Below are 25,979 nucleotides of genomic sequence, written 5' to 3' on the forward strand. Positions count from 1 at the left end.
AGAGATATCCCTTTCATCCTTTAGCTGAATTCAGGGATATTTTAATTATCCTTCGACACTTTCCAGTAATTGCTTTTCATGGAGTTCAAAATATTCACCTCTTTTCTCCATCAATTCAGCATGTGTACCCTGTTCTACAATCTCTCCTTGATCCATCACCAATATATGGTCTGCATTCTTGATTGTCGAGATGCGATGGGCAATAAAAATACAGGTCTTGCCTTTCATGATGCGGCTTAGCGAACGGAGAATTGTTTCTTCTGTTTTTGTATCTACGGCTGAAAGACAGTCATCAAAAATCAATACTTTGGGTTCCTTAATTAAAGCGCGTGCGATGGAAACCCGTTGTTTTTGTCCACCGGAGAGGGTGATACCACGTTCCCCAACGGCGGTTTCAAATCCATCTTCAAAAGCTATAATATTGTCGTATACAGCGGCATCTTTGGCGGCCTGTTCCACTTGTTCCTGTGTAAAGTGGTCTAAACCAAAGCCTATATTATTGGCAATAGTATCTGAAAATAGGAAAACATCTTGTGGGACAAATCCAACTTGTTGGCGCAAGCTTTTGAAATCAAGGTTTTTAATTTCAAGACTATCATAATGAATACTTCCTTTGTCGATATCATACATCCGAAGGAGTAAGTTGGCCAGCGTGGATTTTCCGGATCCTGTTTTTCCGATAATAGCAAGTGTTTTGCCAACCGGAATTTGGAATGATATATTTTTAATTGCCTGAATACCTGTTTCCGGATAGGTAAAGGAGATTCCATCAACCCTGATTTCACCCGCTAGTTCTTTGGTAGCTGTTCCGTTAAAAATTGGAGATTCAGTATGGAGGAATTCGTTGATGCGTTTTTGTGAGGCTGCAGCACGTTGCACCAATGATGTAACCCAAGCCAAAGACATGGCAGGGAAAGTCAACTGGTTGACATAGATGATAAACTCAGCAATATTTCCGGCAGTGACTGTTCCTTTGGCAACCTCAATTCCACCAATATAAATGGTGATTACCGTACTGAGCCCAATGAGCAATAGAATAAGCGGAAAGAAAACAGCCTGCACTTTGACGAGATCAAGAGCCGTATTACGGTAAATGGTACTTTCCTTCTCAAATTCCTGCATTTTGTTTTGTTCTCTGGTATAGGTCTTGATGACGCGGATACCTGCAAAAGTTTCCTGCACAAAAGAAGAAAGGTTCGCCAGTTGTTTCTGTATTTTTAAGCTACGCTTGTTAATAATCTTATTGACAAATAAAATAATAACCGATAGGACCGGTATTGGCGCCAATGCATAAGTAGCCAACCGTCCATTGACGCTATACATCGCATAGATGACCATGATCGATAAAACTATGGTATTGATCGCATACATGATGGCAGGTCCGAGGTAGTTACGTACCTGATTGACATCTTCGGTGGCTCGGCTCATGAGATCTCCGGTATTGTTCTTCCGAAAGAAACCGAAGTTTAAATCTTGGTAATGATTATAGATCTCATTTTTGAGGTCGTATTCAATATAACGCGACGTTAAAATGATTGTCTGACGCATAAAGAATAAAAATATGCCCCGCAACAGCGAAAGTAGGAGGACAACAAAACCAAAAAACAGGAGGCTGGTGCCAAATACCTGGTAGATGAGTTCCTGTCTGTCGAAACCATCAAATAGACGGTATAGATAGATGTTTTCCTGTACCAAATCAAATGCTTCGCGAATCACCTTTGCAGGCAATACTCCGAAATAGTTGGAGATGATAACAAAAATAACCCCTGGAATCAGTTTCCAGCGGTATTTATAAAAGTACTTATTTAAGTAGGCGAGATCCTTCATATTACGAATACAAAAGTAGGACTAATTCATCAAAATGCTTTATGATTTGAGCGAATTTACTGTCATTCGGAAATCAAATGTTAAGTCTTGGATAAAAAAAGTTGTTATGCACAACGAATAATTTTCCTACTTTTGCATCAAGTACCTTAAAAAATTAAAACAAATTAGAGTAGTACATTTTATGTCAACATCTCAAAATTCTATTTTTGAATTGATGAGCCAGTCTGGCCATCAAAACTTATTTTTCTGTAATGATGAATTAGTGGGCTTGAAAGCTATCGTTGCGATCCATGATACAACCTTGGGGCCTGCGATAGGAGGGGTTCGTATGTTACCATACGAAAGTACAGAAGAAGCTATTGAGGATGCTTTACGTTTATCCAAGGCCATTACGTATAAATCTGCCATCACTGGATTGAATTTAGGCGGGGGAAGTGCTGTTATTATCGGTAATAGCCGCTTGGACAAATCTGAGGTTTTATTGCGCCGTTTGGGCCAGTTTATTGAAGGATTGAATGGTAATTTCATTGCTTCTTTGGATGTAGGTACCACACAACGCGATTTGGAACATATTTATACGGAGACTGACCATGTTGCTGGTTTACCAAAAGCAATTCATGGTAGTGGTGTAGGTGATCCTTCGATCTTTGCGGCTCAAGGTGTTTATTTTGGTATAAAAGCTTGTTTGAAAGAGCTTTATGGATCGGAAAGTGTTGCCGGTAAAAAAGTGATTGTACATGGAGTAGGTGGTATTGGTGAGCGTTTAATTGCGATGTTGCGCGAAGAGAATGCACGTGTTTATGTCAGCGATATTACGGAAGAAAAAATGCTGAAAGTGGCGGCCAAATACAAAGCAGAGCCAATCCCTTACGGTGAAGTATTCGATCACGAATTTGATGTATATTCTCCCTGTGCATTAGGCGGTACTGTAAATCCAGAATCCGCACAGAAAATGCAATGCAAAATTATTGCTGGTTCTGCCAATAATCAATTGAAAGATGAACTTGTTACAAGTGCTATCCTTCATGAAAGAGGTATATTATACGCCCCTGACTATTTGATCAACGCTGGTGCATTAATCGGCTGTTATTCAGAAATTCAAAATTATGGTGTAGATCACACTGAATTTGTGATCAAAAATATTTATAATGCGACTAGAGACGTGTTAAAAAAATCAAAAGAAGAGAATATCTCAACTTTTGAAGCGGCCAATCGCATCGCGGAGAAGCGTATCCAAGATATTAAAAAAATCAAGAGATAGTCTTCATCCCAAAATCGTTCTTATTTATTATTTTATAAAAAATCGTTCTTTAAAATTACTATGTTAAACAGGAGACACCTGAGGGTAAAAGTAGTGCAAACGCTTTATGCGTACAGTCTTTCGGAAGATAAAGACATCAAAACATTTGAGAAAGCACTATTAAAAAATGTGGATGAAGTTTATGAGATGTATATGTGGACACTGAATCTTTTAGATGAAGTATCTGATTATGTCTTAATAGATGCAGAGGGTAGGGCCAATAAGTTTTTACCAACTGAAAAAGACTTGTCTTTAACAACCAAGTTAAGTACAAACACTTTTATTGAGTCATTGAGACAAAATCCACAATATGGAGAGGGTGTCAAAAAGTATAAGATTTCCTGGAGCTTTGACCCGGAGATCGTACGTACTGTATTTTTGCAGTTAAAGGATTCTGAAGCTTATTTGGAGTACTTGCAACAAGAAGATCGTTCGATCGGTACGGAAAAAGATATCATCAAGCATATCTTTAAAAAGATCATCTTGAAATCGCCGGTTATAGAGCAGGTTTTTGAAGAAAAATTCATCAACTGGCCGGTAGATAAAGAAGTATTGCAGGCTTTGATTGCGAAGACTTTTAAGAATTTTAGTTCTGAAGATCCACGTAAAAATAAACTTGCAGAGATTACGCAAAACTGGAATGATGATAGCGACTATGTCATTGCATTGTTGGGTAAAACTATCCGCAATACAAATGAATATCAAAAGCTTATCTCTGAGAAAACGAAGAATTGGGAATCAGATCGTATTGCCTTAATGGATACATTATTGATGCGTATGGCCATATGTGAGTTGGTTAATTTTCCATCTATTCCAGTGAAAGTGACAATAAATGAGTATATTGAAATTTCTAAGGTATTCAGTACATTGAAAAGTAATACATTTATCAATGGTATCTTGGATAAAATACTGAGCGATCTGAATCAACAAGGAAGAATCCAGAAGGCAGGTCGTGGTTTAAGAGATTAAAACCAAACGCATAAATAATTTATACGAATGAAAAACTTTGGCAAATATTCGGTTTTAGCTTTGTCGGCAGTACTTTTATTTTCTTGTGGAAATGCACAAAAAGGAAAAGAAGAAGGAGCCAAGACAGCGACTGAAACAGCAGCTGCGGATAGCCTTTCTAAGGCGGCAGCACAATTGGGAAAAGTAGAATTTGAAGAGTCTGCATTTGATTTCGGTCAGGTAAAGGAAGGCGCACAGGTAAAACACACCTTTGTGTTGAAAAATTCGGGTGATGCACCTGTTATTATCTCGAAAGTGACTGCTTCATGTGGTTGTACACAACCTGAGTTTTCGAAAAGCCCTATTTTGCCAGGTGGAAAATCTGAGATCCATGTAACTTTCAATAGTGAAGGACAGGTTGGTAAACAGCAGAAGATCATTACGATTCAATCGAATGCTTCCAATGGCTTAACAACGGTGCAGCTGAAAGGCGAAGTATTAGCAAAATAACACATTATTAAACGATATAATAACAAATGAATACAGTATTATTACAAGCAGCAGGTGGCGCCGGTTATGGTCAACTGATAATGATGGTTGGTCTAGTTGTGGTATTTTATTTCTTCATGATCAGACCACAGATGAAAAAACAAAAAGACCATAAGAAATATATTGAGCAATTAGGTGTAAATTCAAAGGTGGTAACTACAGCTGGTATTCACGGCCGTATTGTAGAAGTATCAGACACTACTTTCTTAGTCGATGTAGGTTCGGGCGTAAAAATCCGTTTTGATAAATCAGCAGTTGCTTTAGATGCTTCTAAAGCTGCTAACAACACGGAGAAGAGCGCTTCTTAAGCTTTTTCCTAAAAGAAATGAAAGCCAGTTTTCGTAGAAAACTGGCTTTTTTATGTACTGGTCAAACCTTTATCTTACCTAAGTGCATACTGTCTGTATTACCTCCTCCATAGCTCTCTACAAAAAAGATATACACTTCATAGGTCACTTGCTTTTTATGTTTCGGTATATCAATATTTTGTCTACAAGCTATTAAGCTATTTTTCGCCTTATTCGTCAAAAATGGATATTCAGCCCCATTATCCGCTGCATTATATAGGAATAAGAACGAATCATAAGTTCCCATGTCAAATTTCTGCTCCAGATAGGCGTCGTATTCCCAAGTAACCAGAAGTACTTGGTTTTCTTGATCGAAATCCATCGTGTAGGAAGTGATGGGATTAGGGCTTCCTTTGGCAATCATAAATTTTTGCCAGTCCACTACAAAACCGTTCTCTTCCTGAATAAGCGCATGGTTCAAATTATAAGACATTGCGACATCATAGGCCCGTTTCGGATAACTGTATGCCTTGTAACCTATATTGATGATCGGGTTTAACACGCTCATATGCGACCTCATAGTTTTGAAGCGTGTTCTACTCAGCAGCTGTTCAGGTGTGGGCTCTCGTTTTCTAACGCGAGGGAGAGAGCGTACGTAATTTCCTGTTTTAGTCGACACAAATACAACAGAGCCTGCTTTCCCGGAAACAGTCCCATTAACGCCATTTTTGATAATTGCCATAATTTATTGGTTAGCTTATAGATAATTAAGATAAGCATTAAAAAGGAAATATGCTAATATCAGGTAATCCATAATCACAATTTTTAGTCTATGTTTAGACAGTAATCAGTCATTGTTTATTCAGTCTGCACTGAACAATCACTGAACGATCACTGAACGATCACTGAACAATCACTGTAAAAAATCCTAATTTGGTTACCAGCTGATATTCTTTTGTTGTAGCTAAAAAATTAAAAGAGAAAATAGGGAAGGGGCTACATTATGTAACAAAAAAGTATATCGCAATAAATGCTAACTCCCCTCAAAGGAGAAGATGAAATATATAATGTGAGTTCGGTTTAAGCAGCAAGAAATAGATGATTTTGCTGCTGTTCAAACTGAAGATTTAAACGTATTTTTTCGGAAAACAGATATAAGTGCGCGAAGAGATTCTGCCTTTATGATGGATTTATATTAGGTGTAAATGTTTCATCGATCTTCTGAAGATTGGTAAGTACATACTATAGCGGTTAACAAATGTTGTGCTGGTCGCTGTTTTGAGAAATCGCAGCTTCCAGTACAATATTTGTTGGTCAGGACGATTTTTGGTGTAGTATTATTACTTTACTATAATAATAGATTTTACTTCTTTTGAGATTAGTGTTTTAATTGAATCAGATTGGTTAATTACTTTAAAATTCAGTTTCTCATTTTTAGCGAGTGTATCTATCAAATTGAAATTATTTAAACTGTAAAATTTATTATTGTGGAGTATCAAAGTTTTATTGTTGTTGTGTTTGTATAAGCTATTGAGAATATATTGAGATTCTTTTTTATTCTCTAACATAGCCATATCATTTTTCTCTTGACTATATAATCTGCTAGAGAACAGTAAACAAAATAATATTGAAAGATAGATTAGTTTGAACTTTTTCATAATTTATTAAATTTAATTTTTCGGAACCTTTGCAAAAGCCTCATTTGGGCCAGGGCAAACATTTAAAAGACTTTGTGTTGTATAATCTGCGGGGAAAAATAGTTCTACTCCTTCTTCATTACGAATTAATGTCCCCCAAACAAAGCATCTTCCGTTCCAGCCATACAAACCTGTTGATGTTGTGATCGGAGATTTAGCGGTTTTATTCATGGCTGAAGAAGTTTTACCAATAGATTTTAAATAAGTATAGCCATATATAATTTGGCTGCTTTTTGAATCTTTATATTCTTTTTTGATGATATTTTCTGTTTTTGGAACCCAAACGCCATTTTTTAAGTAAAGCGTTTCTTTAATTGCTCCATTTAAAAATGTTAATTCAACACTTCTTAATGATTCTACTTTTTTACTGTTTTCATCAGTGGTTGGCTCGGTTTTCCTACATGCTTGGAAGAAAACAAACATAGAACAGGTGAATACGACAAGAGAGAATTCTAATCTTTTTTTTATAATTTATTATATATATGGTTATTTAAATATATGGAAAAACTTATTTTTTTTTATGTTTTTTTCTCTAATTTTTTTTATAAAGGATCCTGGAAGAGCTCATTCAATAAACTTTAGAATCCACGATTATATGATATACTATTATATTGCAAAAGTTGATGTAGTCGTAATTAAGTGTTCAGATTACAAGTGTATTATATTAATTTTCATCTCAATAAGGCTAATTTTTACGCAACTTGATTAAGTCTGTATCATGGATGTATTTTGATGTTTTGTTTTCCGTAGTTAATGGGTGGAAAAAGACTGATGAATATTATCTTAATCTAATTTTTCCGCCCGTGACAAACCGAAAATTATGAAACTTATTGATGACGCTGAATAGTTACTACAATTTCTAATCTTAATGGGATAAATTTATTCAATAGAAGCCTACAGAAAGCGGATTTCTTTATTGTTGACATCTGGTTGTCAATCGAGCTTCTAATTTTGTAAAAAAAAACGATATGAAAAATCTTAGACCATTTGATGGGCAGCATTGTGAAACAACGGCAACAGGTACATTACTTGCCCATATGGGCATTGAGCTTTCGGAGCCGATGCTTTTTGGACTAGGGGAAGGGCTCAGTTTTATCTATTGGAAAATGAAAACCATGGACTTTCCATTTTTGGGCGGACGAATAAAACCAGATCTCCTGACGCAGCATATCTGCAAAAATCTCGGTCTAAACCTCAGCGTTCATGAAACTTCTTCAAAAACAAAAGCTTGGCAGATTGTACGACAGCTCTTGGATAGGGGGCAACCGGTAGGCTTAAAACTCGACGCCTATCATCTGGAGTATTTTGCAAAACCCTTTCATTTCGCGGGTCATTATGTAGCTATTTATGGTTATGACCATGATAATGCCTATTTAGTGGATACGAGGCAGCAGGGTGGAAGCGTGCGTACATCCCTTGCGAGTTTGGCGCTAGCTAGGGCAGAGAAGGGGCCTATGGCGTCTAAAAATCTGTATTACACGATAGCCGGTAGTGGCGGGGATTTGGACTTGATAGAAGTGCTGATTGCTGCAATGGTCAATAATGCAAAGGAATATCTTGCACCGCCCATCAGCAACATTTCATATAAAGGAATTTTGAAGACTGCTGAGGAATTGACCAAATGGTACAAGACGAGTCATGCGATTGAAAGTGAGTTTAAAATGGCTGCAAATTTGATGGAAAACGCAGGTACTGGCGGCGCCTTGTTTCGAAATCTATATCGCGACTTTATAAAAGAAAGTTATGATCTGCTCGGAATAGAGCAGATCGCTGAGGTTCATCATGAGTTTGCGCAGATTGCATTATTGTGGACATCCTTGTCGGAATTGTTTAATCAAATTGCGGAGACAGTCAGTTTCGATGACGTGCAACAGGCATCAGAAATTCTCAAAACCCTTGCCACAAAAGAGAAAAATGCAATGGAAATATTGCTGTCTTTAAGATGAAATGCAGATAAGAACACAGATTTTTACGCAAATTGATTAAGTTTGTATCATGGCGAATGCAGTTCGAATAAATAAGACCCAACGGCGTAAGATTAATGTCTTCGTGCGTTGTGTTGGAATTTCGTTGTTAGCTTGGTTATTGTTTTCGATCTCCAATCAATATACTGTTTCCGTCAAGGCGGCGATTGAATATGTCAATCTTCCCGAGAAACGCGCATTTCACCCTCAGCAATCCGATACGGTAAAAGTGAAGCTGGAGATGACAGGATGGCAATTCCTGTTTTCCAAAGCTGCTTTGGAAACCCCAAAGGTTCAGGTGGACCTAAGCTCTTTAAAAACCAAAGACTGGATTGTTTTTTCCAATCAATTGGGCTTTATCAACCGACAGTTTCCACATGAACAACGCGTGGTGTCAGTTAGCCCAGATACCTTATTTTTTGATTTTTCTAAGCAGACCCAGCGGAAGGTGCCTGTAAAACCCCTTGCAAATATAGGATTTAAACGCGGCTACGGTTTTATCGCTGATACCAAAGTTACACCAGCTTATGTGACAATCACTGGACCTTACGAGGATGTTTCGGCTATCGAGTATTGGGAAACGGATACCGTTCGTGGAAAGGAAGTCGAAACCGATGTTCGGACCGTGGCCAACCTGGCACGTAACCAAAAAGCGAATATCAATGTTTATCCGACTTCAGTCGAGGTGCTGATGCCTGTAGGTGAGTTGACCGAGAAAGTAATCGAGTTGCCCGTAAAAGTGGAGAATGGCCAACGTTATAGTTCGGTTAGACTTAGTCCGAGCAAAGTTGTTGTAACGGTGTTGATGTCTGTCAAAGATTATAATAACTATACATCGCGAGATTTTGAAGCGGTGGTGGATTTGTCCGATTGGGAGAAAAACGAGGTGCAATATCTGCCTATTTTGCTGACCAAAGTACCTGACTATTGTAAGGTAATTAGCGTTGTGCCTCAAAACGTGGACTTTTTTGTACGTAAATAACAATATTTTCATGAAGATTGGAATAACAGGTGGAATTGGATCCGGTAAAACATTTATCTGTCAGCTTTTTAAAGCTATGGCTGTACCTGTTTATAATGCTGATGATGAGGCGAAGGAATTGATGAATACCGATTTGCGAATCAAAGCACGTTTGATAGCGGAGTTCGGCGAAGAGACCTATAAGGATGGGAAACTGGATCGCGCTTTTTTGGCTGAACAGATATTCTCCGACAAGGCGAAGCTCGAACTTGTGAACGGTATTGTACATCCCATCGTTATCCAGGCGGCAAAAGACTGGGCTGAACAGCAAAAGTCCCGTTATTCACTCAAAGAGGCTGCTTTGCTTTTTGAAAGTGGCTCTTACAAGGATCTTGATTATACCATACTGGTTACTGCGCCTTTAGAGATACGCGTTAAACGTGTCATGGAACGTGATGCTGTCACTGAAGAACAGGTCATGGAGCGAATTAATAAGCAACTATCTGACGAAGAAAAATTAAAATTGGCAGACTTCGTCATCATTAATGATGGAACCACTCCGCTATTGCCGCAGGTGTGGACTTTGCATCAAAAGTTTCTAAAATAATATGATGTCTACACTATTGGCTGACTTCTTAGTCAGAAAGCCAGAAGGCTATTACTGCCGTTATGGTGATTTTTTTATTGATGCCAGCAATCCCGTCGTGCACAATGTCGTATCTCATGCCCATGGCGATCATGCCAGTTCAGGACACGACTATGTGTATGCCACACATGCGACTTCACTGTTTATGACTTATCGGTATAAACAGAATCGCAAAGATTCTTATCAGGTCAAATTGTTTAATAGTCCCTTTAAAATAGGTGCGGTCGAAATCACATTTTTACCAGCAGGTCATATACTGGGTTCAGCACAGATTCTAATGGAATATCGGGGGGTACGTTACTTATACACCGGCGATTACAAGTTACAAGCTGATGATACCTGTGAGCCGATCGAAGTGCAGCAGGCCGATGTCCTCATTACAGAAAGCACCTTTGCAAATCCGGATATCAGCCATCCCGATCCGGCGGAGGAGATAAAAAAACTTGATGGACATGCCAGTAATATCTTATTAGGTACTTATGTGTTGGGCAAGGCGCAGCGGATTACTGATTTGATCAACAGGTACTGCCCGGATCGAAAAGTGCTTGTGCATAGTGGAATATTGCCCTACCATCGCCTTTATGATCAACACGGGCTGAAGAAATTGGACTATGGGCCCTACAATAGAAGAGAAATGAAACAGGGCGAACAGAACAAAGTTTACTTGGTACCGCCGATGACCTTCAATAGTTATTTTAGGGCGACCAAAGTATTACGTGCATTTGCCTCAGGCTGGAAACGTTTACAGGCACAGAATGATATCGAGCTGTACATTTCTGATCATGTGGACTGGAATGACATTCTTCAGTACATTAAGATGGTAAATCCCAAAGAAGTTTGGACACTACACGGTGACGGAAGCATTTTAAAAAGTTATTTTAACGAAAAATTGATCGTGCGTGATGTGCTTTCTGCATAAGCAGGCTGTGTCGAAAAATCTTCGATCGGGCACGTAAATGCGAAGGAAAATGGGCCGTTCATGGAAGGGCATCGCTACAAAAGCGTACTGATGTACTATAACTGAGTTAAACTGAACTTCGAAAACTCCGCTGGTAAACATAGCGGAGTTCGCTATTTCATATTGACAATTTTGTCAACGATATAAACCGTGTTTCCACGCCAGGGAAGCACACCATGATATTCTTTATAGCGCAGATCGAAGTATTTTCCACTATTGAGCTCCAATTGACGGAATATAGAATCATCTTCAATAGAAAATTCAAATTGATTGCTGGCGATACCCCCCGTTTTGATACTTCCAAATCCCTCCTGGATGAGCTTGCCTTCGTAGGTCTTGAAAATATTGCCCTTTTTTACAGCATAATTAAGATAGCCAGATTTTACACCTTCACCGAATACATAGTAATACTTCCAGTAAACGTAGGAGCCGCCCCCCACAAGGAGGAAAAGGATCAGCAGGAGTAAGAACTTCTTAAATCCGGATTTTTTCGGTTTTTGTTCGGGTAAATTTTCCATCATGTGTGCTAATTAAAACCATTTAATGCAGTGCCTAGGACTATGCGCCAGAACGATGATTTTTCTGTCCAACGGATAGTTTCACCTAAAGATAAATAATTAACAGCATAATGACGAATGGATTATACCTAGACTAACGGTTGGCTAGCAATAGTGATTGCCGTTTTGTGCTGTGTTGCTAATTCTATTAGTTATTTTTCGGTTTTCTTAGTCTATAATGCTAATTTTTGTAAATTTGGATCATGGATCCCGAACAGGTACATCGCAAGATTATTCATTTGGATATGGATGCATTTTATGCCTCTGTAGATCAGCGTGATTTTCCCGAATATCGGGGAAAAGCGATTGCAGTAGGTGGTTCCCCGGATGGGAGGGGGGTAGTTGCAACGGCCAGTTACGAAGCGCGAAAGTTTGGCGTCAAATCTGCTATGAGCTCCCGAAAGGCTCTCCAGTTGTGCCCCCATATTATCTTTACCTATCCTCGCTTTGATGTTTATCGGCAGGTTTCATACCAAATTCGGGAGATTTTTCTCCGTTATACGGATTTAATTGAACCGCTGTCCCTGGATGAAGCTTTTTTGGATGTGACCATAGACAAACAGGGTATTGGTTCGGCTATTGATATCGCCAAAGCCATTAAAGAGGCTATCAAAGAAGAGTTGAATCTGACTGTCTCTGCTGGTGTTTCCGTCAATAAATTTGTTGCAAAGATTGCTTCGGATATGGACAAGCCCAACGGCTTAACATTTATAGGTCCTTCGAAAATTGTCAAGTTCATGGAGTCATTGCCCGTGGATAAGTTTTTTGGCGTAGGTAAGGTGACCGCAAAAAAAATGCATGAACTGGGGCTGTTTACCGGACTTGATTTAAAAAAACAGCGTGAAGAGGACCTCGTACGTTGGTTTGGAAAGACTGGGCACTTTTTTTACCGTATCGTACGCGGGATCGACGACCGTCCTGTTGTCCCCAATCGCAGCAGTAAATCGGTCGGGATTGAGGATACTTTTGGCGAGGATGTAGAAGCATTTGAAGAATTAAATACCATTTTGCAACGGCTCTGCAAACAGTTGTGGACACGCATCGGGAAAAAGGAAATCTCTGGAAGAACCTTAACCTTAAAAATTAAATATGCCGATTTTGTTCAGTTGACACGAAGTATAACCTTAGAAAATAGTTTTGATTCGGAAGATAAAATTTACGCCACCGCCCATAGTTTGTTGAGCAAGGTTGAGCTGGTGAACAAAGTGAGGTTGTTGGGTGTTTCGATATCAAATTTTGTGGAAGAAGCTGATTTTCCAAAGGAAGGTATACAGCTTGTACTTTTCGAGCATCGTCCTTAGCAAGGAATCATCCGGTTTAATCAAGTCTTGGCTAAGCATTATGGTATGCGCGATCTGAATTAAGCTTGTTACAGGCAAAATCGTCGTTATTTGCCACAATTCTTTATCTTAGCCAAAATAATTAATAAACATATCCAAAAATTAATGAATACGGTATCAAGAGTACTCTTAGGTGCGTCTATCGTTTTTTTAGTGCATGAGGTTGGTTTTGCACAAAAGAAATTGGATTTTGCACAGTCCTGGGGGCAGAAGCCATCGTTGACAGTTCGTACGAATCAGTATCCTGGCTGGGCAGATGGGACAGCTTATCTGGAAAATGATGTAAATGATGGTCGTTTATATCAGGTTAACGTTAAATCAGGTCATAGAAGCATTTATACAGTTCCCGCTAAAGAAGGCACGGTTGTCTATGTCGAGAACAATGATATCTTCCTGAAAAGTACAGATGGTGTTGCCAAGAAGTTGACCAACTCTCCGGATGTCGCGGAACAGAATCCGACCTTATCGCCGGATGGTAAATATGTTGCCTTTACCCGCAAAAGCAATTTGTATAGTGTGGATGTGACTTCGGGAAAAGAAATGCAATATACAAATGATGGTACCGACGTGATTTACAATGGTTGGTCATCTTGGGTATATTACGAGGAAATTCTTGGGCGCCCAACAAAATACAAAGCTTTTTGGTGGTCTCCGGATAGCCGTAAAATCGCCTTCATGCGTTTCGATGATACCAAGGTTCCTATGTTTCCGATTTATTCGTCCAAAGGCCAGCATGGTTACCTGGAGGAAACAAGATACCCCAAAGCTGGAGACCCAAATCCGGAAGTGAAGGTGGGTATCGTTCATCTCGATGGGGGGAACGTTACCTGGGCTGATTTCAACGAAAAAGATGATCAGTATTTTGGGCAGCCTTATTGGGCCTTTGATAGCAAAAATGTGATGGTGCAGTGGATGAATAGGGATCAGAACAATTTGAAGTTTTATCAAGTGGATCCGAATTCTGGTTCGAAAAAAGAAATTTACGACGAGCGTCAGGCCTCATGGATCAATTTGGATCACGATGAACGTATCACCTATCTTGCGGACAACAAATATTATATCTTAAAATCGGATAAGACGGGCTGGGCGCATTACTACCTCTATAAATTGGATGGAACATTGGTCAATCCAATTACTTCAGGCGAATGGCAGGTAACCGAATTAAAACGGATTGATGAAAAAAATAAGGTGATCTATTTTACCGCACGGAAAGAAAATTCGGCACGTTTTGATTTGTACCGCGTGGATTATTCGGGTAAAAACTTAAAACGTCTGACTTTCGGTGAATACTCACACGATGTCAATGTATCGCCTGATGGCAAGTATTTTATTAGCAAATACTCCAATGTGGGTACACCAGATCGATTTGCGCTGTTGGATAATCAAGGCAAGGTCGTCCGTCAGTTAGCAGATAGTAAAGCGGCTGATTTTGCTTCGTATACGTACGGTAAAACCGAATACTTACATCTTAAATCAGATGATGGTTTGTTCGATCTTCCATTAACAATTACTTATCCGACAAATTTCGATAAATCAAAAGTTTACCCTGTTGTTTTCAGTATCTATGGAGGTCCTGATGCTGGAACGGTAAAAGATACCTGGAAAGGAACGAATAATCAGTATTGGGCTAATGAAGGAATTATTCAAGTCTCTGCAGATCACCGGGCATCTGGTCATTTTGGTAAACAAGGTGTTGCTTATATGCACCGCAATCTTGGCCACTGGGAAATTATTGATTATTCAACGATTGTTAAATGGTTAAAATCGCAACCTTGGGTAGCTAAAAACAAAGTGCTTATTACAGGGCATAGCTACGGAGGTTATATGACTTGTTTAGCGATGACGAAGGCTGCAGATGTATTTGATTTTGGTATTGCCGGTGCACCCGTAACCTCATGGGATCTGTATGATAGCCATTATACTGAAAGATGGATGGATACGCCTCAAGATAATCCTGAAGGCTATAAAGCTGGTTCTGTGTTAACCTATGCAAATAATTATAAAGGCGTTTTGCGCATTATGCATGGCGATATGGATGATAATGTTCATTTACAGAATACAATCCAACTTGTTGATAAATTGACAGATCGAAGTGTTCCTTTTGAGTTGATGATCTATCCGGGAAGCCGTCATGGATTTGATCGTTCGAAAAGTAAATATGATTTTAATGAGCGTGCGCGTTTCTACTACCAATACTTATTGGAGAAGCCGCTTCCCAAAGAATTTAAATAGGCATAGTTCGGTATAACATATAGAATCCCCTGTCCATTCGGATAGGGGATTTTTTTTTATGTTAAATATTACAAAAAAAATGATTTTTATGGGAGTGTAAATTGTTGAAAATTAAAAAATATGGCATCTTTGTAGAAGTTTATTCAAAGAAAAAATGATTCAATTCCTAAAGGAAAGTACTTTTGCCGTTAATGAGGTTTTTAATAAGTCATGGGAGTTGCTGAAAAAACATTATTTTTCAGTGGCGGGGCTTTGTTTTTTACTGTTCGTGACCTCCGGACTCTCTAATTATCTCGCGACCACAATCAGTGATTTCAATGTGGTGTTGAGTGGCTTTATGGCATTTTTTTTCATGGTTATGTATTTCGGATTGAATATGACTTTATTTAAGTATATTTTAAATCTGATTGATGGAAATCACGATAAAAAACTGATCCAATGCATTCCTAGTTCTAAGGAGCTCGCCTATTTTTTTGGCGCCATGTTAAGTATAATGGTGCTCTCCATAGCACTCCTGATGATTTTAGGGGCCGTTTCTTTACCATTCCTTTATCTATTTGAAAATGGTGACAATCGGATGGAGTTAATGAGCAACTTTACGATGTTTGTTGTTTTTGTCGCAGCAATATTGACTTTCATCCTGATTATTAGAGTGGCATTTTATCCATTTTTCATTATTGATAAACACGCGGGGACATTGAGGTCATTACGCTTCAGTTTTGCACTGACAAAAGGCAATGTATTCAAACTATTATTGATTTTGGCTGTATTTGCTTTTTTCCAGTTATTACAGATGTATTTTAATTATTTAGAATATTACATAATTTTTATTATTTTGAACCTCGTGAGCTCTTTCTTGGTGGTACCTTTGGCTAGTATTGTTGTTTCGGTCGCTTACCGATCCATGATGGCGGATTATCATGGGGGAGAGGATCCAAAGATTTTAAGTAATATATTTTAATTAATAGCAAAGGTTTTGAGTAAAAAAGGAATTGCCATTTTAGGGGCAACGGGAAGTATAGGTACACAAGCCTTGGATGTGATTAGAGCCTTTCCTAATAAATTTGAAGCAATCGTTCTGACTTGTGGTAGCAATGCCGCTCTGCTGGTTAAACAGGCCCTGGAGTTTAAGCCCAAGGCAGTTGTCGTAACAGATTCCCTTCAGTACAGCTATGTGCAGGATGCTTTAAAAGGACAAGATATCGCTGTTCTTTTGGGGGAAGCTGGACTGATTGAAGTGGTGCAGTATGAAGAAGTTGATGTTGTTTTGAATGCAATCGTTGGATCTGCGGGATTAAAACCTACTGTTAAAGCAATTCAATCGAAAAAAGATATTGCGCTGGCCAATAAGGAGACGCTGGTTGTAGCCGGTGAGCTGATTATGGCTTTAGTGAAAGAATATGGTGTACGCATGCTTCCTGTAGATTCGGAGCATTCGGCGATTTTCCAGTGTTTGGCTGGAGAGGAGCATAATCCAATCGAGAAAATATATGTTACTGCCTCAGGAGGACCCTTTCGTGGAAAAAAACGCGTAGACCTTCTGCAGGTGACTAAGGCTGAAGCCTTGAAACATCCCAACTGGTCGATGGGTGCCAAAATTACGATTGACTCGGCGTCCTTGATGAATAAAGGGCTAGAAGTGATTGAAGCAAAATGGCTCTTCAATCTGTCAATAGATCAGGTCGATGTGATTGTACATCCCCAATCTATTGTACATTCACTGGTCCAGTTTCAGGATGGTTCCATGAAGGCCCAAATGGGGGTTCCTGATATGAAATTGCCGATCCAGTATGCACTGACCTATCCGGCACGTTTTGAAAACAGTTTTGAGCGATTTAATTTCATGGACTATCCAACGCTCAGTTTTGAAAAAGCAGACATGGAAACTTTTCGAAACTTGGCACTTGCCTATGAGAGCCTTCGTGCCGGCGGAAATAGAAGCTGTGTATTAAATGCAGCCAATGAAGTTGTTGTGGATGCCTTCCTGAAAGATCAAGTTGGGTTTTTGGAAATGAGTGATATTATTGAACAGACATTAGGTAAAGTAGAATTCATTGCTACACCGACGCTGGATGATTATCTGGAGACGGATCGTATCGCAAGATTAATAACAAAGGAAATAATCAAAGATTAAATTTTAAAAAGCATACATGGGTGTTTTAATTATGGTCGGACAAGTGATTTTAGGCTTGTCAATTTTAATTGTTCTACATGAGTTAGGACATTTCTTAGCAGCACGTGCATTTGGTATCAAAGTGGAAAAGTTTTATCTGTTCTTTGATGCTTGGGGAGTGAAATTATTTAAATTCAATTATAAAGGATGTGAATATGGTATTGGCTGGTTGCCTTTAGGTGGTTATGTCAAGATTGCGGGTATGATCGATGAATCGATGGATACTGAGCAATTAAAAGGGGAACCACAACCCTGGGAATTTAGATCAAAACCAGCTTGGCAACGTTTAATTGTTATGCTTGGGGGTATTATTGTCAATATTGTGGTCGGCGTTGTTGTTTTTTGGATGCTGACTTTTAAAATGGGTAATACAGATATCAAAATGGATCAGCTGGTAAATGGTATAGTTCCAGGATCCATTGGTGAATCCATCGGTTTGAAAGCTGGTGATAAAGTGATTTCAATAGACGGTCACCGTATCGAAAATTACTCGGAGTTGATCAGTTCTAAAGTATTGATGGGCGGAGTGGCACTTACAGTTGAGCGCAATGGTGCAACAACAGAAGTAAAAGTTCCAGCGGATTTATTGAACACGCTTTCTGACAAGAAGGGGGAAAAGTTCATCGAGCCACGTGTTAAAACGACAAGTGTTGCTGAAGTAACGCCTGGATCGGTGGCAAGTAAGATGGGTTTTATCAAAGGAGATAGCATTATTGCGGTGAACGAGGTCCCGGTTCCTTTCTTCGACGAGTTTAAAGCACAAATAAAAGCGAATATCAATAAAGCTGTTGCGATTAAAGTTTTACGCAAAGGAACCGAAGTTTCATTGCAAGGGAATGTTCCTGTGGATGCCATGCTGGGAATAGGTATTAATCGTGATTATTCTATCAAATCTTTTACAACACAATATAGCTTGATGGAAGCATTTCCAATCGGCGCTAAAAAGGCATTTACAGTCATTACTGACAACGCCAAAGGATTTGGCAAGATTTTCAAAGGCGAGGTACGTGCTGATAAAGCATTATCTGGTCCAATTGGAATTGCTACCTTGTTCGGCACGGAAGTGGACTGGATCCGTTTTTGGTCCTTAGTAGGGATGTTGTCTATGGCATTGGCATTTATGAACCTATTGCCTATTCCAGCTTTGGATGGCGGTCACGTATTGTTCTTGTTGGTTGAAATGATACAAGGTAAGCCATTGAGCGAAAAATTCCTGGAGAAAGCACAAATGGTCGGTTTCTTTATTTTATTGGCTTTAATGGTCTTTATATTCGGAAACGATATTTTTAAGCTATTTAAATAAATTCAATTGGTCAAACAGCCAATATGCTGATGACCTACCTACCATAAAAAAAGGGGCTTAAGCCCCTTTTTTTATGGTAGGTAGGTCTAGTATTGAACAGCTTGAAGTTCGGTTTATAACATTCATCTACGCTATTCGCTTTCATTTGCTTTCACTGTACCGGTTCCAAAATATGAGACGAAGGTTTTTCTAACAATAAATTGTTTATTTATATTGCATTTGAAAAACAATTTTTCTAAGTTTGACCATGGATGGAAGAAATAGAGCAGATGTAAAGCCAGGTATGTTGGTGAATATAATCTTAAAAAAGGACCAACGTACAGGGAATTTAACAGAAGGCATTGTGAAAGACTTGCTGACATCATCCTCATATCATTCGAGGGGAATTAAAGTCAGGTTGACGGATGGCCAAGTAGGCAGAGTGGCTGAAATTATTGAAGATGATTTTTAAGGTATAGGCTACCGATCTTTATTTCTCTTTACTTAATCTTTTCTAACGGTATTGACGCGGAGAGATTTACTACCTATGATGTTCTTATTGTATAAATCAAACTAAAAGCTTGTTGGATTGTTAATAGGGAACATTTTGAAATAAAATTTGTATTATAACATAATTATTGCTAACTTTTTTCTGTATTTTTTATTTTATTACATATTTATATAATATTGTTTTTATAATTATTAAAATGATAGCTTTTTCAAATGGATACCAAAAGTAAATGTACGGTTGTCTACGCAGATGATGCGCTGATTCATCATGTGTTGATGCGAGCTATGGCTCAATCTCATTTATTGGATTTGGTTTATTGTGCTTCCAATGGTAGGGATTTAATCGACTACCTCGATGAAAATGAGCACGAACTTCCTGAAATATGTATATTAGATCTGCATATGCCTGTATTAAACGGGATAGAAACGGCAAAAATCATACGTGAGCGGTTTCCCTCTATTCGAATATTTGGGTTGACATCAAGTAGTGATGAAAATGAACGGATGGAATTACGGGACGCTGGGGCAGAAGAGATCTTTTCGAAAGAACAGATGCCTCTATTAATGAAACAACTTGCTCCCAGCATATAGCTATAAATAAAGAAGAGGTCTAACAGATGTTAGGCCTCTTCTTTATTTTCTAAAGCATCCTTAAATTTAAGAAGTCTAATCCAGGATGGACATTTGCTTAGATCTTTTTTCCATAATCCAACATGGATAAAACTTGTGCTCAAGAAACGTTGCACGTCGAAGACCTGCATATCTTGCTGTATTTCTAGCGATTCAGGCAAGTCTTTGGATTGAAAATATTGTTGTAATTCTTCTGGAGTCATACCACAAAAATAGCGTTTTGAATCCTTATCTCCAACCTCCTCCGAGTGCCCGGTACAGATCCACAAATGCATCTAAATGCTGTTGTCTTAACTCGACCAGATCGAGGTCGCTGTTTAGGGCATTGCTTTGCGCTGTAATGACCTCTAAGTAAGTAGCGTAGCCACTTTTAAAGAGTAAACCCGCATTTTTGACGGCAAGATGTGCATTATCGACTCTTTCTTTCGCCAAAGACAATTGCTCCCGTTGCTTGTCGACCGTGACCACTGCATTAGAGACTTCGGCTACGGCTTCCACGACCTTTTGTTGCAATTGGAGTTCGGCTTTATCACGTTCCAATTTAGCCACCTCATACTGTGTTTTCAAGGTTTTGTTTTTGAAAATAGGTGTGGTTAAATTCCCGGTTATACCACCGAGCAATGCTCCGGGGATATTGAACCAATTTTTGGGGAGCATACTATTTACCCCCAATACGCCACCCACGGTCAATGAAGGATAACGCATAGCCTGTTGGATATTGGCATTCGCATTGGCTGCCATCAATTGAAATTCAGATGATCGGATATCTGGTCTATTGCGCACAATTTCGATTGGAGAACCGAGGGAGATGTCTTTGCTTTCAGCGAAGAGATGTTCGTAAGAGGTGCCTCTTTTGATACTGTCAGGTAATTTTCCTGTGAGCGTTTGAAGAGCATTCTCCTGGATGACAATTTCCTTTTCGAGTTCGGGAACGAGGGACGCCGCCAATAGGCGCTGTGATTGGGTTTGCTGGATAGCCAAAGCCGTGATTTCACCAGCTTCATATTGTAGCTTGATCATGCGGAGCGTACTGTCGTTTAATTGGACGTTACGTTTAGCGACCTCTATTTTGGCATCAAGCATCAAGAGATTGAAGTAGCCTTTTGCTACAGAAGTTATGATAGAGGTCTGTATCGCATTTTTTGCCTCCTGTGTATCCAAATACTCGGCTAATAGCTGCTCTTGTTTACTTCCTATTTTCTTCCAGATATCTATTTCCCAGCTAAAATTAATATCAGAACCAAACATAGATTGATACACGAACATATTTTGTGGCGCTGTTTCACCTTTGTGATCGTAATATTTGGTCAGAGGTCCACTGCCAAAGTCTTTGGATCGCCAGGTACGGTTTCCATTGGCAATTGTCGCATTTACACTCGGCAGATAATTGGCTTTGTTCTGCGCCAAAACTCGGGTTGAAATCTGCAGGTTGAGCAATGCTGTCTTCATCTCAAAATTATTTGCTAAGGCAGAGTCAATCAATAGCTTCAAGGTAGGATCGTGAAAGAAGGACTTCCAATGGATCAGCCCCATACTGGAGGTGTCTCCGAAATAATCCAATGTATCGCCACGAAAGTTTTCCGGAAGTTTGAGCTTGGGCTGCACATAATCTTTGCCAATCTTACAGGCATTCATCAGGCCTAAGAGACCAATGATGATCGATATTCCCGAAAGGTATTTTTTTATGTTTTTCATTATTCTTCCTCTTCTTTAGCTAGTTTATCATGTAGTTTTTCATCCAGGCTTTTGAATACGACAAAGAGTACAGGGATGATAAAGATGCCGAAGGCTACACCAAAGAGCATGCCGCCGGCAGCGCTGAAACTGATCGAATGGTTACCGATCGCCGAGGGGCCAACCGTCCACATCAAGGGCACCAAGCCAGCAACAAAGGCTAAACTGGTCATCAAGATTGGCCGTAACCTCAGTTTCGAGCCGCTAATGGCTGCTTCGACGATACTTTTTCCGTTTTTACGCTCCTGGACGGCGAATTCTACGATCAGAATTGCGTTTTTGGCCAATAAGCCAATGAGCATAATAAGCCCCACCTGCACGTAGATGTTGTTTTGAAGTCCAACAAGGTTGATCACAGAAAAAACGCCGATCAATCCCACTGGAATAGACAATAACACTGCCCAGGGAAGAATATAGCTTTCATATTGGGCCGAAAGTAAGAAGTAGACGAATAGGATACTAAGTGCAAAAATCAAGATGGTCTGTGAACCGGATTGACTTTCTTCATAGCTCATGCCCGTCCATTCAAAACCGTAATTACCCGGAAGTTTAGTATCGGCCAGTTTTTGGATAGCTTGCATGGCGTCATCTGTACTGTAGCCTTCAGCAGGAGTGATATTTACAGCGATGGCATTATATAGATTATAACGCGTAATGGTTTCTGGTCCCACAGTCTTTTCCAGGGTCAATATGGTGTTAATAGGAACCATTTCGCCTTTGCTGTTGCGTACAAAAATTGAGTTGAAGGATTCGGGATCTTTACGGAAATCGAAATCCGATTGGACATAAACACGATATTGGCGACCAAATCGGTTAAAATCACTCGCCTGTACACGTGCGAAGTAAGATCGGATTGTGGACATGAGATCTTTGATTTCTACCCCGAGGGATTTTGCCTTCACGGCGTCGATATTTACTTCATACTGAGGGAAGTTCGACTTAAAGCTCGTGTAGGCGCTTCGTATTTCAGGTAAGGTATTGAGCTGGTTGATAAAGGTATCTGCAATGGTGTTAAAATCCCGAATGTCACCACCCATTCGATCCTGAAGAACCATTTCAATTCCAGCAAAGTCTCCAAAGCCCTGTACGGTAGGTCGGGGGAATACTGTAAACGTTGCTTCATTGATTTGAGATAGATCATTTCTGATGGTATCCATAAATGCATTGATATTTTTGATATGCTCGCGTTTGGCATGAGGTTTTAAAGTAATATACCCAGCGGCAAATGCCGGGCTTGAACTTCCGTCCAGGGCATTGAAACCAGAAACTGTTGTCATCCCATTAATATCCTGTCTTTTCTTTAAAATACTATCGGCACGGTGCAGTACCTCAGTTGTCCGGCTCAATGAAGCGCCGGGAGGGAGGGCAATGTTGTACGTGATAAATCCATCATCTTCTGTCGGAATAAAACTTTTGGGTGTTTTAATCATAAACACAATGCCAAGTGCTGTAATTAAAATTAAGCCTACCCAGGCTATTTTCTTATTCTTGATCAGTATTTCTACAATCGAGACATAACGGGCGGTCAGTCGATCAAAAGAGGTATTGAATGCTTTAAAGAAGCGATCTTTAAATTGATTGATTTTGCCGGTTTTTTGATTGGCATGATGTTGTGGTGCTTTAAGTAGGAGCGCACATAGGGCTGGACTTAAAGTTAATGCATTGAGTGCTGAAATCAGAATTGCCGTTGCAAGGGTGTAAGCAAACTGGCGATAAAAGATACCTGCTGGCCCTTCCATAAATCCTACAGGCAAAAATACAGCAGCCATGACCATGGTTATGGACAGGATAGCTCCCGTAATTTCGGACATCGTCGATAATGTAGCGGCTCTGGGTTTCATTCCTGTGCTGTGCATTTTTTCGTGGATGGCCTCGACGACGACAATGGCGTCATCCACTACGATTCCAATAGCCAACACCAAGGCAAACATCGTGAGGACATTGAGCGAAAATCCAAAAAGCTGCAGAAAAAAGAAGGTTCCCACCAATGAAACCGGGATTGCAATTGCAGGGATCAAGGTGGATCTAAAATCTTGCAGGAAGATAAAGACAATAATAAATACCAGGATAAAGGCTTCAAAAAGGGTGTGCTCAACCTGGTTGATCGATTCATCGATCTGGTCACGTACCGAGTAGGTCACCTCGTAGTGTATGCCTTTTGGAAATGTTTTTGATTGTTCTTCGAGAACCTTTCTGACGGCAATATCGATATCATGGGCGTTGGAACCACTGGTTTGTGTTAAGTTGAGTGTAAGACCGGGATGTCCATTTACCTTATTGTCGCTGCTTAGATTTGTAGCACCGAATTCTACCCGTGCCACATCTTTTAAATAGAGTACTGAACCGTCGGTGTTGGTTTTGATCACTATACTCTGGAATTCCTCCGGTGTGGTGAAACGTCCTTTATGACGGATCACTGTTTCGAAAGCTTCATCTGAGGTTTCTCCAAATTTACCTGGGGCAATCTCAAAGTTTTGATCTTTTATAGCGTTGGTGACATCTTGTGGAACGAGGTTATAAAGGGCTAGCTTTTCGGGGTTCAACCAAAGTCGCATCGCGTAATCCCTGGCTCCCAAACGGGAAACCTGGGCTACGCCATCAACACGCAGCAAAGGCCGCATCAGGTTAATCTGTGCATAAGCCTGGAGAAAGGTTTCGTCGTAGGCACTATCCTGGTGATCGGAGTAGAGATTGATGGTCATAATGACACCCGTTTGCCGTGGCATGACCGTGATTCCGGCCTCATTTACTTCTGCGGGAATGGAACTGATTGCTTTGGAAATCCGTGTCTGTACGTTGACCGAGGCAATATCAGGATTGGTACCGGTCTTAAAATAGACCGACACACTTCCCGATCCTGAATTGGAGGCAGACGACTTGATATAGGTCATATCCTCTACACCATTGATGGCTTCTTCGATAGGTAGTAAAACACTTTTTGCTACGGTTTCAGCATTAGCTCCCGGATAACTTAGTGAAACAAGCACACTTGGTGGAGCAATTTCCGGAAAGCGCGAGACAGGCAGGAGTTTTAGCCCCACTAAGCCCAAGATTACCAGGATAATGGAAACCACCGTGGCTAATACAGGCCTATTTATAAATGTTTTTAGCATATATATGGAATTTTAAACACGCTACATGAAGTGTACAGTATGCCCGACACCTTGTAGCATGTAAAAATGATAGATAATTATTTCTGTAAAATCGGGGTTACTGGAGAACCGTCGGTCAATTTGTCAAATCCACTGGTAATAACGCGATCGTTCTCCTGTAGTCCTGAGTAGACGATATAATTGTTTTTGGTTTTTCCTGTAAGCTGGATATTTCGTTTCTGTGCTTTATTGTTTTGGTCCAGTATATACACGAAGGTTTTATCCTGCAATTCATTGACTGCAATCTGAGGAATTTGTAGAACGTCCTTTTTAACCTCTGCAATTTTAAGCGTGCCACTACTTCCGGATCGAAGTATATTGTCGTGGTTTTGGAAAGTGGCGCGCAAGGAGATCGCTCCCGTAGTACGGTTAATCTGGCCATTGACGGCATCGACTATACCTTTTTTTGCGTATTCTTCACCATCTGCAAGGACTAGCGTAACTTCGGGAAATACAAGCTTCTGATTTTGGTTGTATTTTTTCCCTTCTAGGCTATCTTTTTTTGCCTGTGCTTTGGAAAAATAAAGAAAGTCAGATTCATTCATGGAAAAATAAACATAGACTTCCTGGATGTCTGAAAGATAGGTGAGGGGTTCTTTATCTCCTTTTGAGACCAAATTTCCAATGCGTTTTGGAATCCGACCAATATAACCGCCTACAGGAGCTGTGATAACCGTAAAATCCTTACTGATCTGAGCCGAACGTACGGCTGCGATGGCTTGATCCAGTGTAGCCTTGGCTACCTGATAGTCTGATTTGGCCGATGCCAGTCTGACATCGGAGATAACGTCGTTTTGAACCAGCGGTTTCAATCGGTCGACTTCGAGCTGTGCATTTTTAAGTTTGGCTCTGGCGACCTGCTCTGTAGCAACCATGTTATTGAGATTTTCCTGATAAGTAGAGGGGTCTACTTTGAATAGTTTCTGGCCTTTTTGAACAAAAGAACCTTCATCGATATAAATTTCCTGAAGCAGTCCTTCCACCTGTGGGCGGACCTCAACGTTAACTTTACCTTCTATGGTGCCCAAATAATCCTTGATGGTGGTTGCATCTGATTTAGTGACGGTATAGACGGGCAAGGCTACGTTTTTTTCTTTGGTTTTATTTTCTTTTGAAGAACTTGAAGAACAACTTACCTGTGTGGCTAAGGCTGAACAAATCAATAGGGATACTTTAAAAATAGATAATGTTTTTTTCTTCACAATGCTTGATTAATTTTTACGATATATGTT

23 protein-coding genes are annotated in these 25,979 nt (G+C 39.8%); 15 read left to right on the plus strand and 8 right to left on the minus strand.

All coding sequences use genetic code 11. From position 1 onward, the window contains the following. Positions 1–45 precede the first annotated feature (45 nt). A complete protein-coding gene (locus tag A9970_RS24835) occupies positions 46–1,827 on the minus strand; it encodes an ABC transporter ATP-binding protein (RefSeq protein WP_182984086.1) in 1,782 nt (593 codons plus the stop codon). A 181-nt stretch (positions 1,828–2,008) separates the two neighbouring features. Between A9970_RS24835 and A9970_RS24840 the strand changes: the two genes are divergently transcribed. The 4 genes from A9970_RS24840 to yajC are packed head-to-tail and all read left to right on the plus strand — an operon-like array spanning position 2,009 to position 4,932. Then, on the plus strand, positions 2,009–3,088 hold the full coding sequence (locus tag A9970_RS24840) for a Glu/Leu/Phe/Val dehydrogenase (RefSeq protein ID WP_182984087.1): 1,080 nt from the start codon (positions 2,009–2,011) through the stop codon (positions 3,086–3,088). Positions 3,089–3,148: 60 nt separating this feature from the next. Further along, a complete protein-coding gene (gene nusB / locus A9970_RS24845) occupies positions 3,149–4,096 on the plus strand; it encodes a transcription antitermination factor NusB (RefSeq protein WP_153846367.1) in 948 nt (315 codons plus the stop codon). Between the two features lie 27 nt (positions 4,097–4,123). Beyond that, entirely contained in the window at positions 4,124–4,585 is a 462-nt protein-coding gene (locus tag A9970_RS24850) for a DUF1573 domain-containing protein (RefSeq protein WP_182984088.1), read from the plus strand. Positions 4,586–4,611: 26 nt separating this feature from the next. Next, positions 4,612–4,932, plus strand: coding sequence for a preprotein translocase subunit YajC (gene yajC, locus A9970_RS24855; protein WP_088162141.1), 321 nt, complete (start codon positions 4,612–4,614; stop codon positions 4,930–4,932). Between the two features lie 61 nt (positions 4,933–4,993). Here the strand turns inward: yajC and A9970_RS24860 are convergent, their stop codons facing one another. Both A9970_RS24860 and A9970_RS24865 read right to left on the minus strand, forming a co-directional pair. Continuing rightward, positions 4,994–5,653, minus strand: coding sequence for a DUF6266 family protein (locus A9970_RS24860; protein ID WP_182984089.1), 660 nt, complete (start codon positions 5,651–5,653; stop codon positions 4,994–4,996). A 928-nt stretch (positions 5,654–6,581) separates the two neighbouring features. Then, on the minus strand, positions 6,582–7,031 hold the full coding sequence (locus A9970_RS24865) for a hypothetical protein (protein ID WP_182984090.1): 450 nt from the start codon (positions 7,029–7,031) through the stop codon (positions 6,582–6,584). A gap of 545 nt (positions 7,032–7,576) precedes the next feature. Between A9970_RS24865 and A9970_RS24870 the strand changes: the two genes are divergently transcribed. The 4 genes from A9970_RS24870 to A9970_RS24885 are packed head-to-tail and all read left to right on the plus strand — an operon-like array spanning position 7,577 to position 11,098. Then, complete coding sequence (locus tag A9970_RS24870; RefSeq protein WP_182984091.1) at positions 7,577–8,554, plus strand: BtrH N-terminal domain-containing protein; 978 nt, start codon at positions 7,577–7,579, stop codon at positions 8,552–8,554. 49 nt (positions 8,555–8,603) lie between these two features. Then, the gene (locus A9970_RS24875; RefSeq protein ID WP_182331280.1) at positions 8,604–9,554 is read left to right on the plus strand and encodes a YbbR-like domain-containing protein; all 951 of its coding nucleotides are present in this window, start codon (positions 8,604–8,606) and stop codon (positions 9,552–9,554) included. Positions 9,555–9,564: 10 nt separating this feature from the next. Next, positions 9,565–10,140 carry a dephospho-CoA kinase gene (gene coaE, locus A9970_RS24880; protein ID WP_182984092.1) on the plus strand — a complete coding sequence of 192 codons (576 nt, stop codon included), beginning with the start codon at positions 9,565–9,567 and terminating at the stop codon, positions 10,138–10,140. Position 10,141: 1 nt separating this feature from the next. Then, positions 10,142–11,098 carry an exonuclease gene (locus A9970_RS24885; protein WP_310889303.1) on the plus strand — a complete coding sequence of 319 codons (957 nt, stop codon included), beginning with the start codon at positions 10,142–10,144 and terminating at the stop codon, positions 11,096–11,098. Positions 11,099–11,250: 152 nt separating this feature from the next. On the opposite strand, the gene A9970_RS24890 is transcribed toward A9970_RS24885, so the two are convergent. Beyond that, positions 11,251–11,658 (minus strand): hypothetical protein, encoded by a 408-nt coding sequence (locus A9970_RS24890; RefSeq protein WP_120332692.1) that lies wholly within the window; start codon positions 11,656–11,658, stop codon positions 11,251–11,253. Between the two features lie 239 nt (positions 11,659–11,897). On the opposite strand from A9970_RS24890, the gene dinB reads away from it, so the two are divergent. The 7 genes from dinB (at position 11,898) to A9970_RS24925 (ending at position 19,822) form a co-directional block, all read left to right on the plus strand. Further along, entirely contained in the window at positions 11,898–12,995 is a 1,098-nt protein-coding gene (gene dinB / locus A9970_RS24895) for a DNA polymerase IV (protein ID WP_182984093.1), read from the plus strand. A gap of 144 nt (positions 12,996–13,139) precedes the next feature. Continuing rightward, on the plus strand, positions 13,140–15,266 hold the full coding sequence (locus A9970_RS24900; protein WP_182984094.1) for a S9 family peptidase: 2,127 nt from the start codon (positions 13,140–13,142) through the stop codon (positions 15,264–15,266). Between the two features lie 154 nt (positions 15,267–15,420). Beyond that, positions 15,421–16,227 (plus strand): beta-carotene 15,15'-monooxygenase, encoded by an 807-nt coding sequence (locus tag A9970_RS24905; protein ID WP_182984095.1) that lies wholly within the window; start codon positions 15,421–15,423, stop codon positions 16,225–16,227. A 15-nt stretch (positions 16,228–16,242) separates the two neighbouring features. Then, positions 16,243–17,400, plus strand: coding sequence for a 1-deoxy-D-xylulose-5-phosphate reductoisomerase (locus tag A9970_RS24910; RefSeq protein WP_182984096.1), 1,158 nt, complete (start codon positions 16,243–16,245; stop codon positions 17,398–17,400). A 16-nt stretch (positions 17,401–17,416) separates the two neighbouring features. Further along, entirely contained in the window at positions 17,417–18,742 is a 1,326-nt protein-coding gene (gene rseP, locus A9970_RS24915) for an RIP metalloprotease RseP (RefSeq protein ID WP_182331288.1), read from the plus strand. A 247-nt stretch (positions 18,743–18,989) separates the two neighbouring features. Then, positions 18,990–19,193 carry a YwbE family protein gene (locus tag A9970_RS24920; RefSeq protein ID WP_046674525.1) on the plus strand — a complete coding sequence of 68 codons (204 nt, stop codon included), beginning with the start codon at positions 18,990–18,992 and terminating at the stop codon, positions 19,191–19,193. A 251-nt stretch (positions 19,194–19,444) separates the two neighbouring features. After that, on the plus strand, positions 19,445–19,822 hold the full coding sequence (locus tag A9970_RS24925; protein WP_182331290.1) for a response regulator: 378 nt from the start codon (positions 19,445–19,447) through the stop codon (positions 19,820–19,822). 29 nt (positions 19,823–19,851) lie between these two features. Here the strand turns inward: A9970_RS24925 and A9970_RS24930 are convergent, their stop codons facing one another. The 4 genes from A9970_RS24930 to A9970_RS24945 all read right to left on the minus strand — a co-directional run bounded on the left by A9970_RS24930 (position 19,852) and on the right by A9970_RS24945 (position 25,949). Beyond that, positions 19,852–20,064, minus strand: a complete 213-nt coding sequence (locus A9970_RS24930) for a DUF6965 family protein (protein ID WP_120332699.1) — start codon at positions 20,062–20,064, stop codon at positions 19,852–19,854. A 25-nt stretch (positions 20,065–20,089) separates the two neighbouring features. After that, positions 20,090–21,556 (minus strand): efflux transporter outer membrane subunit, encoded by a 1,467-nt coding sequence (locus A9970_RS24935; RefSeq protein ID WP_182984097.1) that lies wholly within the window; start codon positions 21,554–21,556, stop codon positions 20,090–20,092. Continuing rightward, positions 21,556–24,708 (minus strand): efflux RND transporter permease subunit, encoded by a 3,153-nt coding sequence (locus A9970_RS24940; RefSeq protein WP_153846356.1) that lies wholly within the window; start codon positions 24,706–24,708, stop codon positions 21,556–21,558. Before A9970_RS24940 ends, A9970_RS24935 begins: the two co-directional genes overlap by 1 nt. Before the next feature lie 77 nt (positions 24,709–24,785). Further along, positions 24,786–25,949 carry an efflux RND transporter periplasmic adaptor subunit gene (locus A9970_RS24945; RefSeq protein ID WP_227550202.1) on the minus strand — a complete coding sequence of 388 codons (1,164 nt, stop codon included), beginning with the start codon at positions 25,947–25,949 and terminating at the stop codon, positions 24,786–24,788. Positions 25,950–25,979: the final 30 nt, after the last annotated feature.

It is taken from the genome of Sphingobacterium sp. UME9 (assembly GCF_014170215.1).
GTDB lineage: Bacteria > Bacteroidota > Bacteroidia > Sphingobacteriales > Sphingobacteriaceae > Sphingobacterium > Sphingobacterium paramultivorum.

Bases quoted from the DNA above. Each gene is read 5' to 3' on its own strand.
- A9970_RS24835 (WP_182984086.1), bottom strand. From the start codon at position 1,827: ATGAAGGATCTCGCCTACTTAAATAAGTACTTTTATAAATACCGCTGG.
- A9970_RS24840 (WP_182984087.1), top strand. From the start codon at position 2,009: ATGTCAACATCTCAAAATTCTATTTTTGAATTGATGAGCCAGTCTGGC.
- nusB (WP_153846367.1), top strand. From the start codon at position 3,149: ATGTTAAACAGGAGACACCTGAGGGTAAAAGTAGTGCAAACGCTTTAT.
- A9970_RS24850 (WP_182984088.1), top strand. From the start codon at position 4,124: ATGAAAAACTTTGGCAAATATTCGGTTTTAGCTTTGTCGGCAGTACTT.
- yajC (WP_088162141.1), top strand. From the start codon at position 4,612: ATGAATACAGTATTATTACAAGCAGCAGGTGGCGCCGGTTATGGTCAA.
- A9970_RS24860 (WP_182984089.1), bottom strand. From the start codon at position 5,653: ATGGCAATTATCAAAAATGGCGTTAATGGGACTGTTTCCGGGAAAGCA.
- A9970_RS24865 (WP_182984090.1), bottom strand. From the start codon at position 7,031: ATGTTTGTTTTCTTCCAAGCATGTAGGAAAACCGAGCCAACCACTGAT.
- A9970_RS24870 (WP_182984091.1), top strand. From the start codon at position 7,577: ATGAAAAATCTTAGACCATTTGATGGGCAGCATTGTGAAACAACGGCA.
- A9970_RS24875 (WP_182331280.1), top strand. From the start codon at position 8,604: ATGGCGAATGCAGTTCGAATAAATAAGACCCAACGGCGTAAGATTAAT.
- coaE (WP_182984092.1), top strand. From the start codon at position 9,565: ATGAAGATTGGAATAACAGGTGGAATTGGATCCGGTAAAACATTTATC.
- A9970_RS24885 (WP_310889303.1), top strand. From the start codon at position 10,142: ATGATGTCTACACTATTGGCTGACTTCTTAGTCAGAAAGCCAGAAGGC.
- A9970_RS24890 (WP_120332692.1), bottom strand. From the start codon at position 11,658: ATGATGGAAAATTTACCCGAACAAAAACCGAAAAAATCCGGATTTAAG.
- dinB (WP_182984093.1), top strand. From the start codon at position 11,898: ATGGATCCCGAACAGGTACATCGCAAGATTATTCATTTGGATATGGAT.
- A9970_RS24900 (WP_182984094.1), top strand. From the start codon at position 13,140: ATGAATACGGTATCAAGAGTACTCTTAGGTGCGTCTATCGTTTTTTTA.
- A9970_RS24905 (WP_182984095.1), top strand. From the start codon at position 15,421: ATGATTCAATTCCTAAAGGAAAGTACTTTTGCCGTTAATGAGGTTTTT.
- rseP (WP_182331288.1), top strand. From the start codon at position 17,417: ATGGGTGTTTTAATTATGGTCGGACAAGTGATTTTAGGCTTGTCAATT.
- A9970_RS24920 (WP_046674525.1), top strand. From the start codon at position 18,990: ATGGATGGAAGAAATAGAGCAGATGTAAAGCCAGGTATGTTGGTGAAT.
- A9970_RS24925 (WP_182331290.1), top strand. From the start codon at position 19,445: ATGGATACCAAAAGTAAATGTACGGTTGTCTACGCAGATGATGCGCTG.
- A9970_RS24930 (WP_120332699.1), bottom strand. From the start codon at position 20,064: ATGACTCCAGAAGAATTACAACAATATTTTCAATCCAAAGACTTGCCT.
- A9970_RS24935 (WP_182984097.1), bottom strand. From the start codon at position 21,556: ATGAAAAACATAAAAAAATACCTTTCGGGAATATCGATCATCATTGGT.
- A9970_RS24940 (WP_153846356.1), bottom strand. From the start codon at position 24,708: ATGCTAAAAACATTTATAAATAGGCCTGTATTAGCCACGGTGGTTTCC.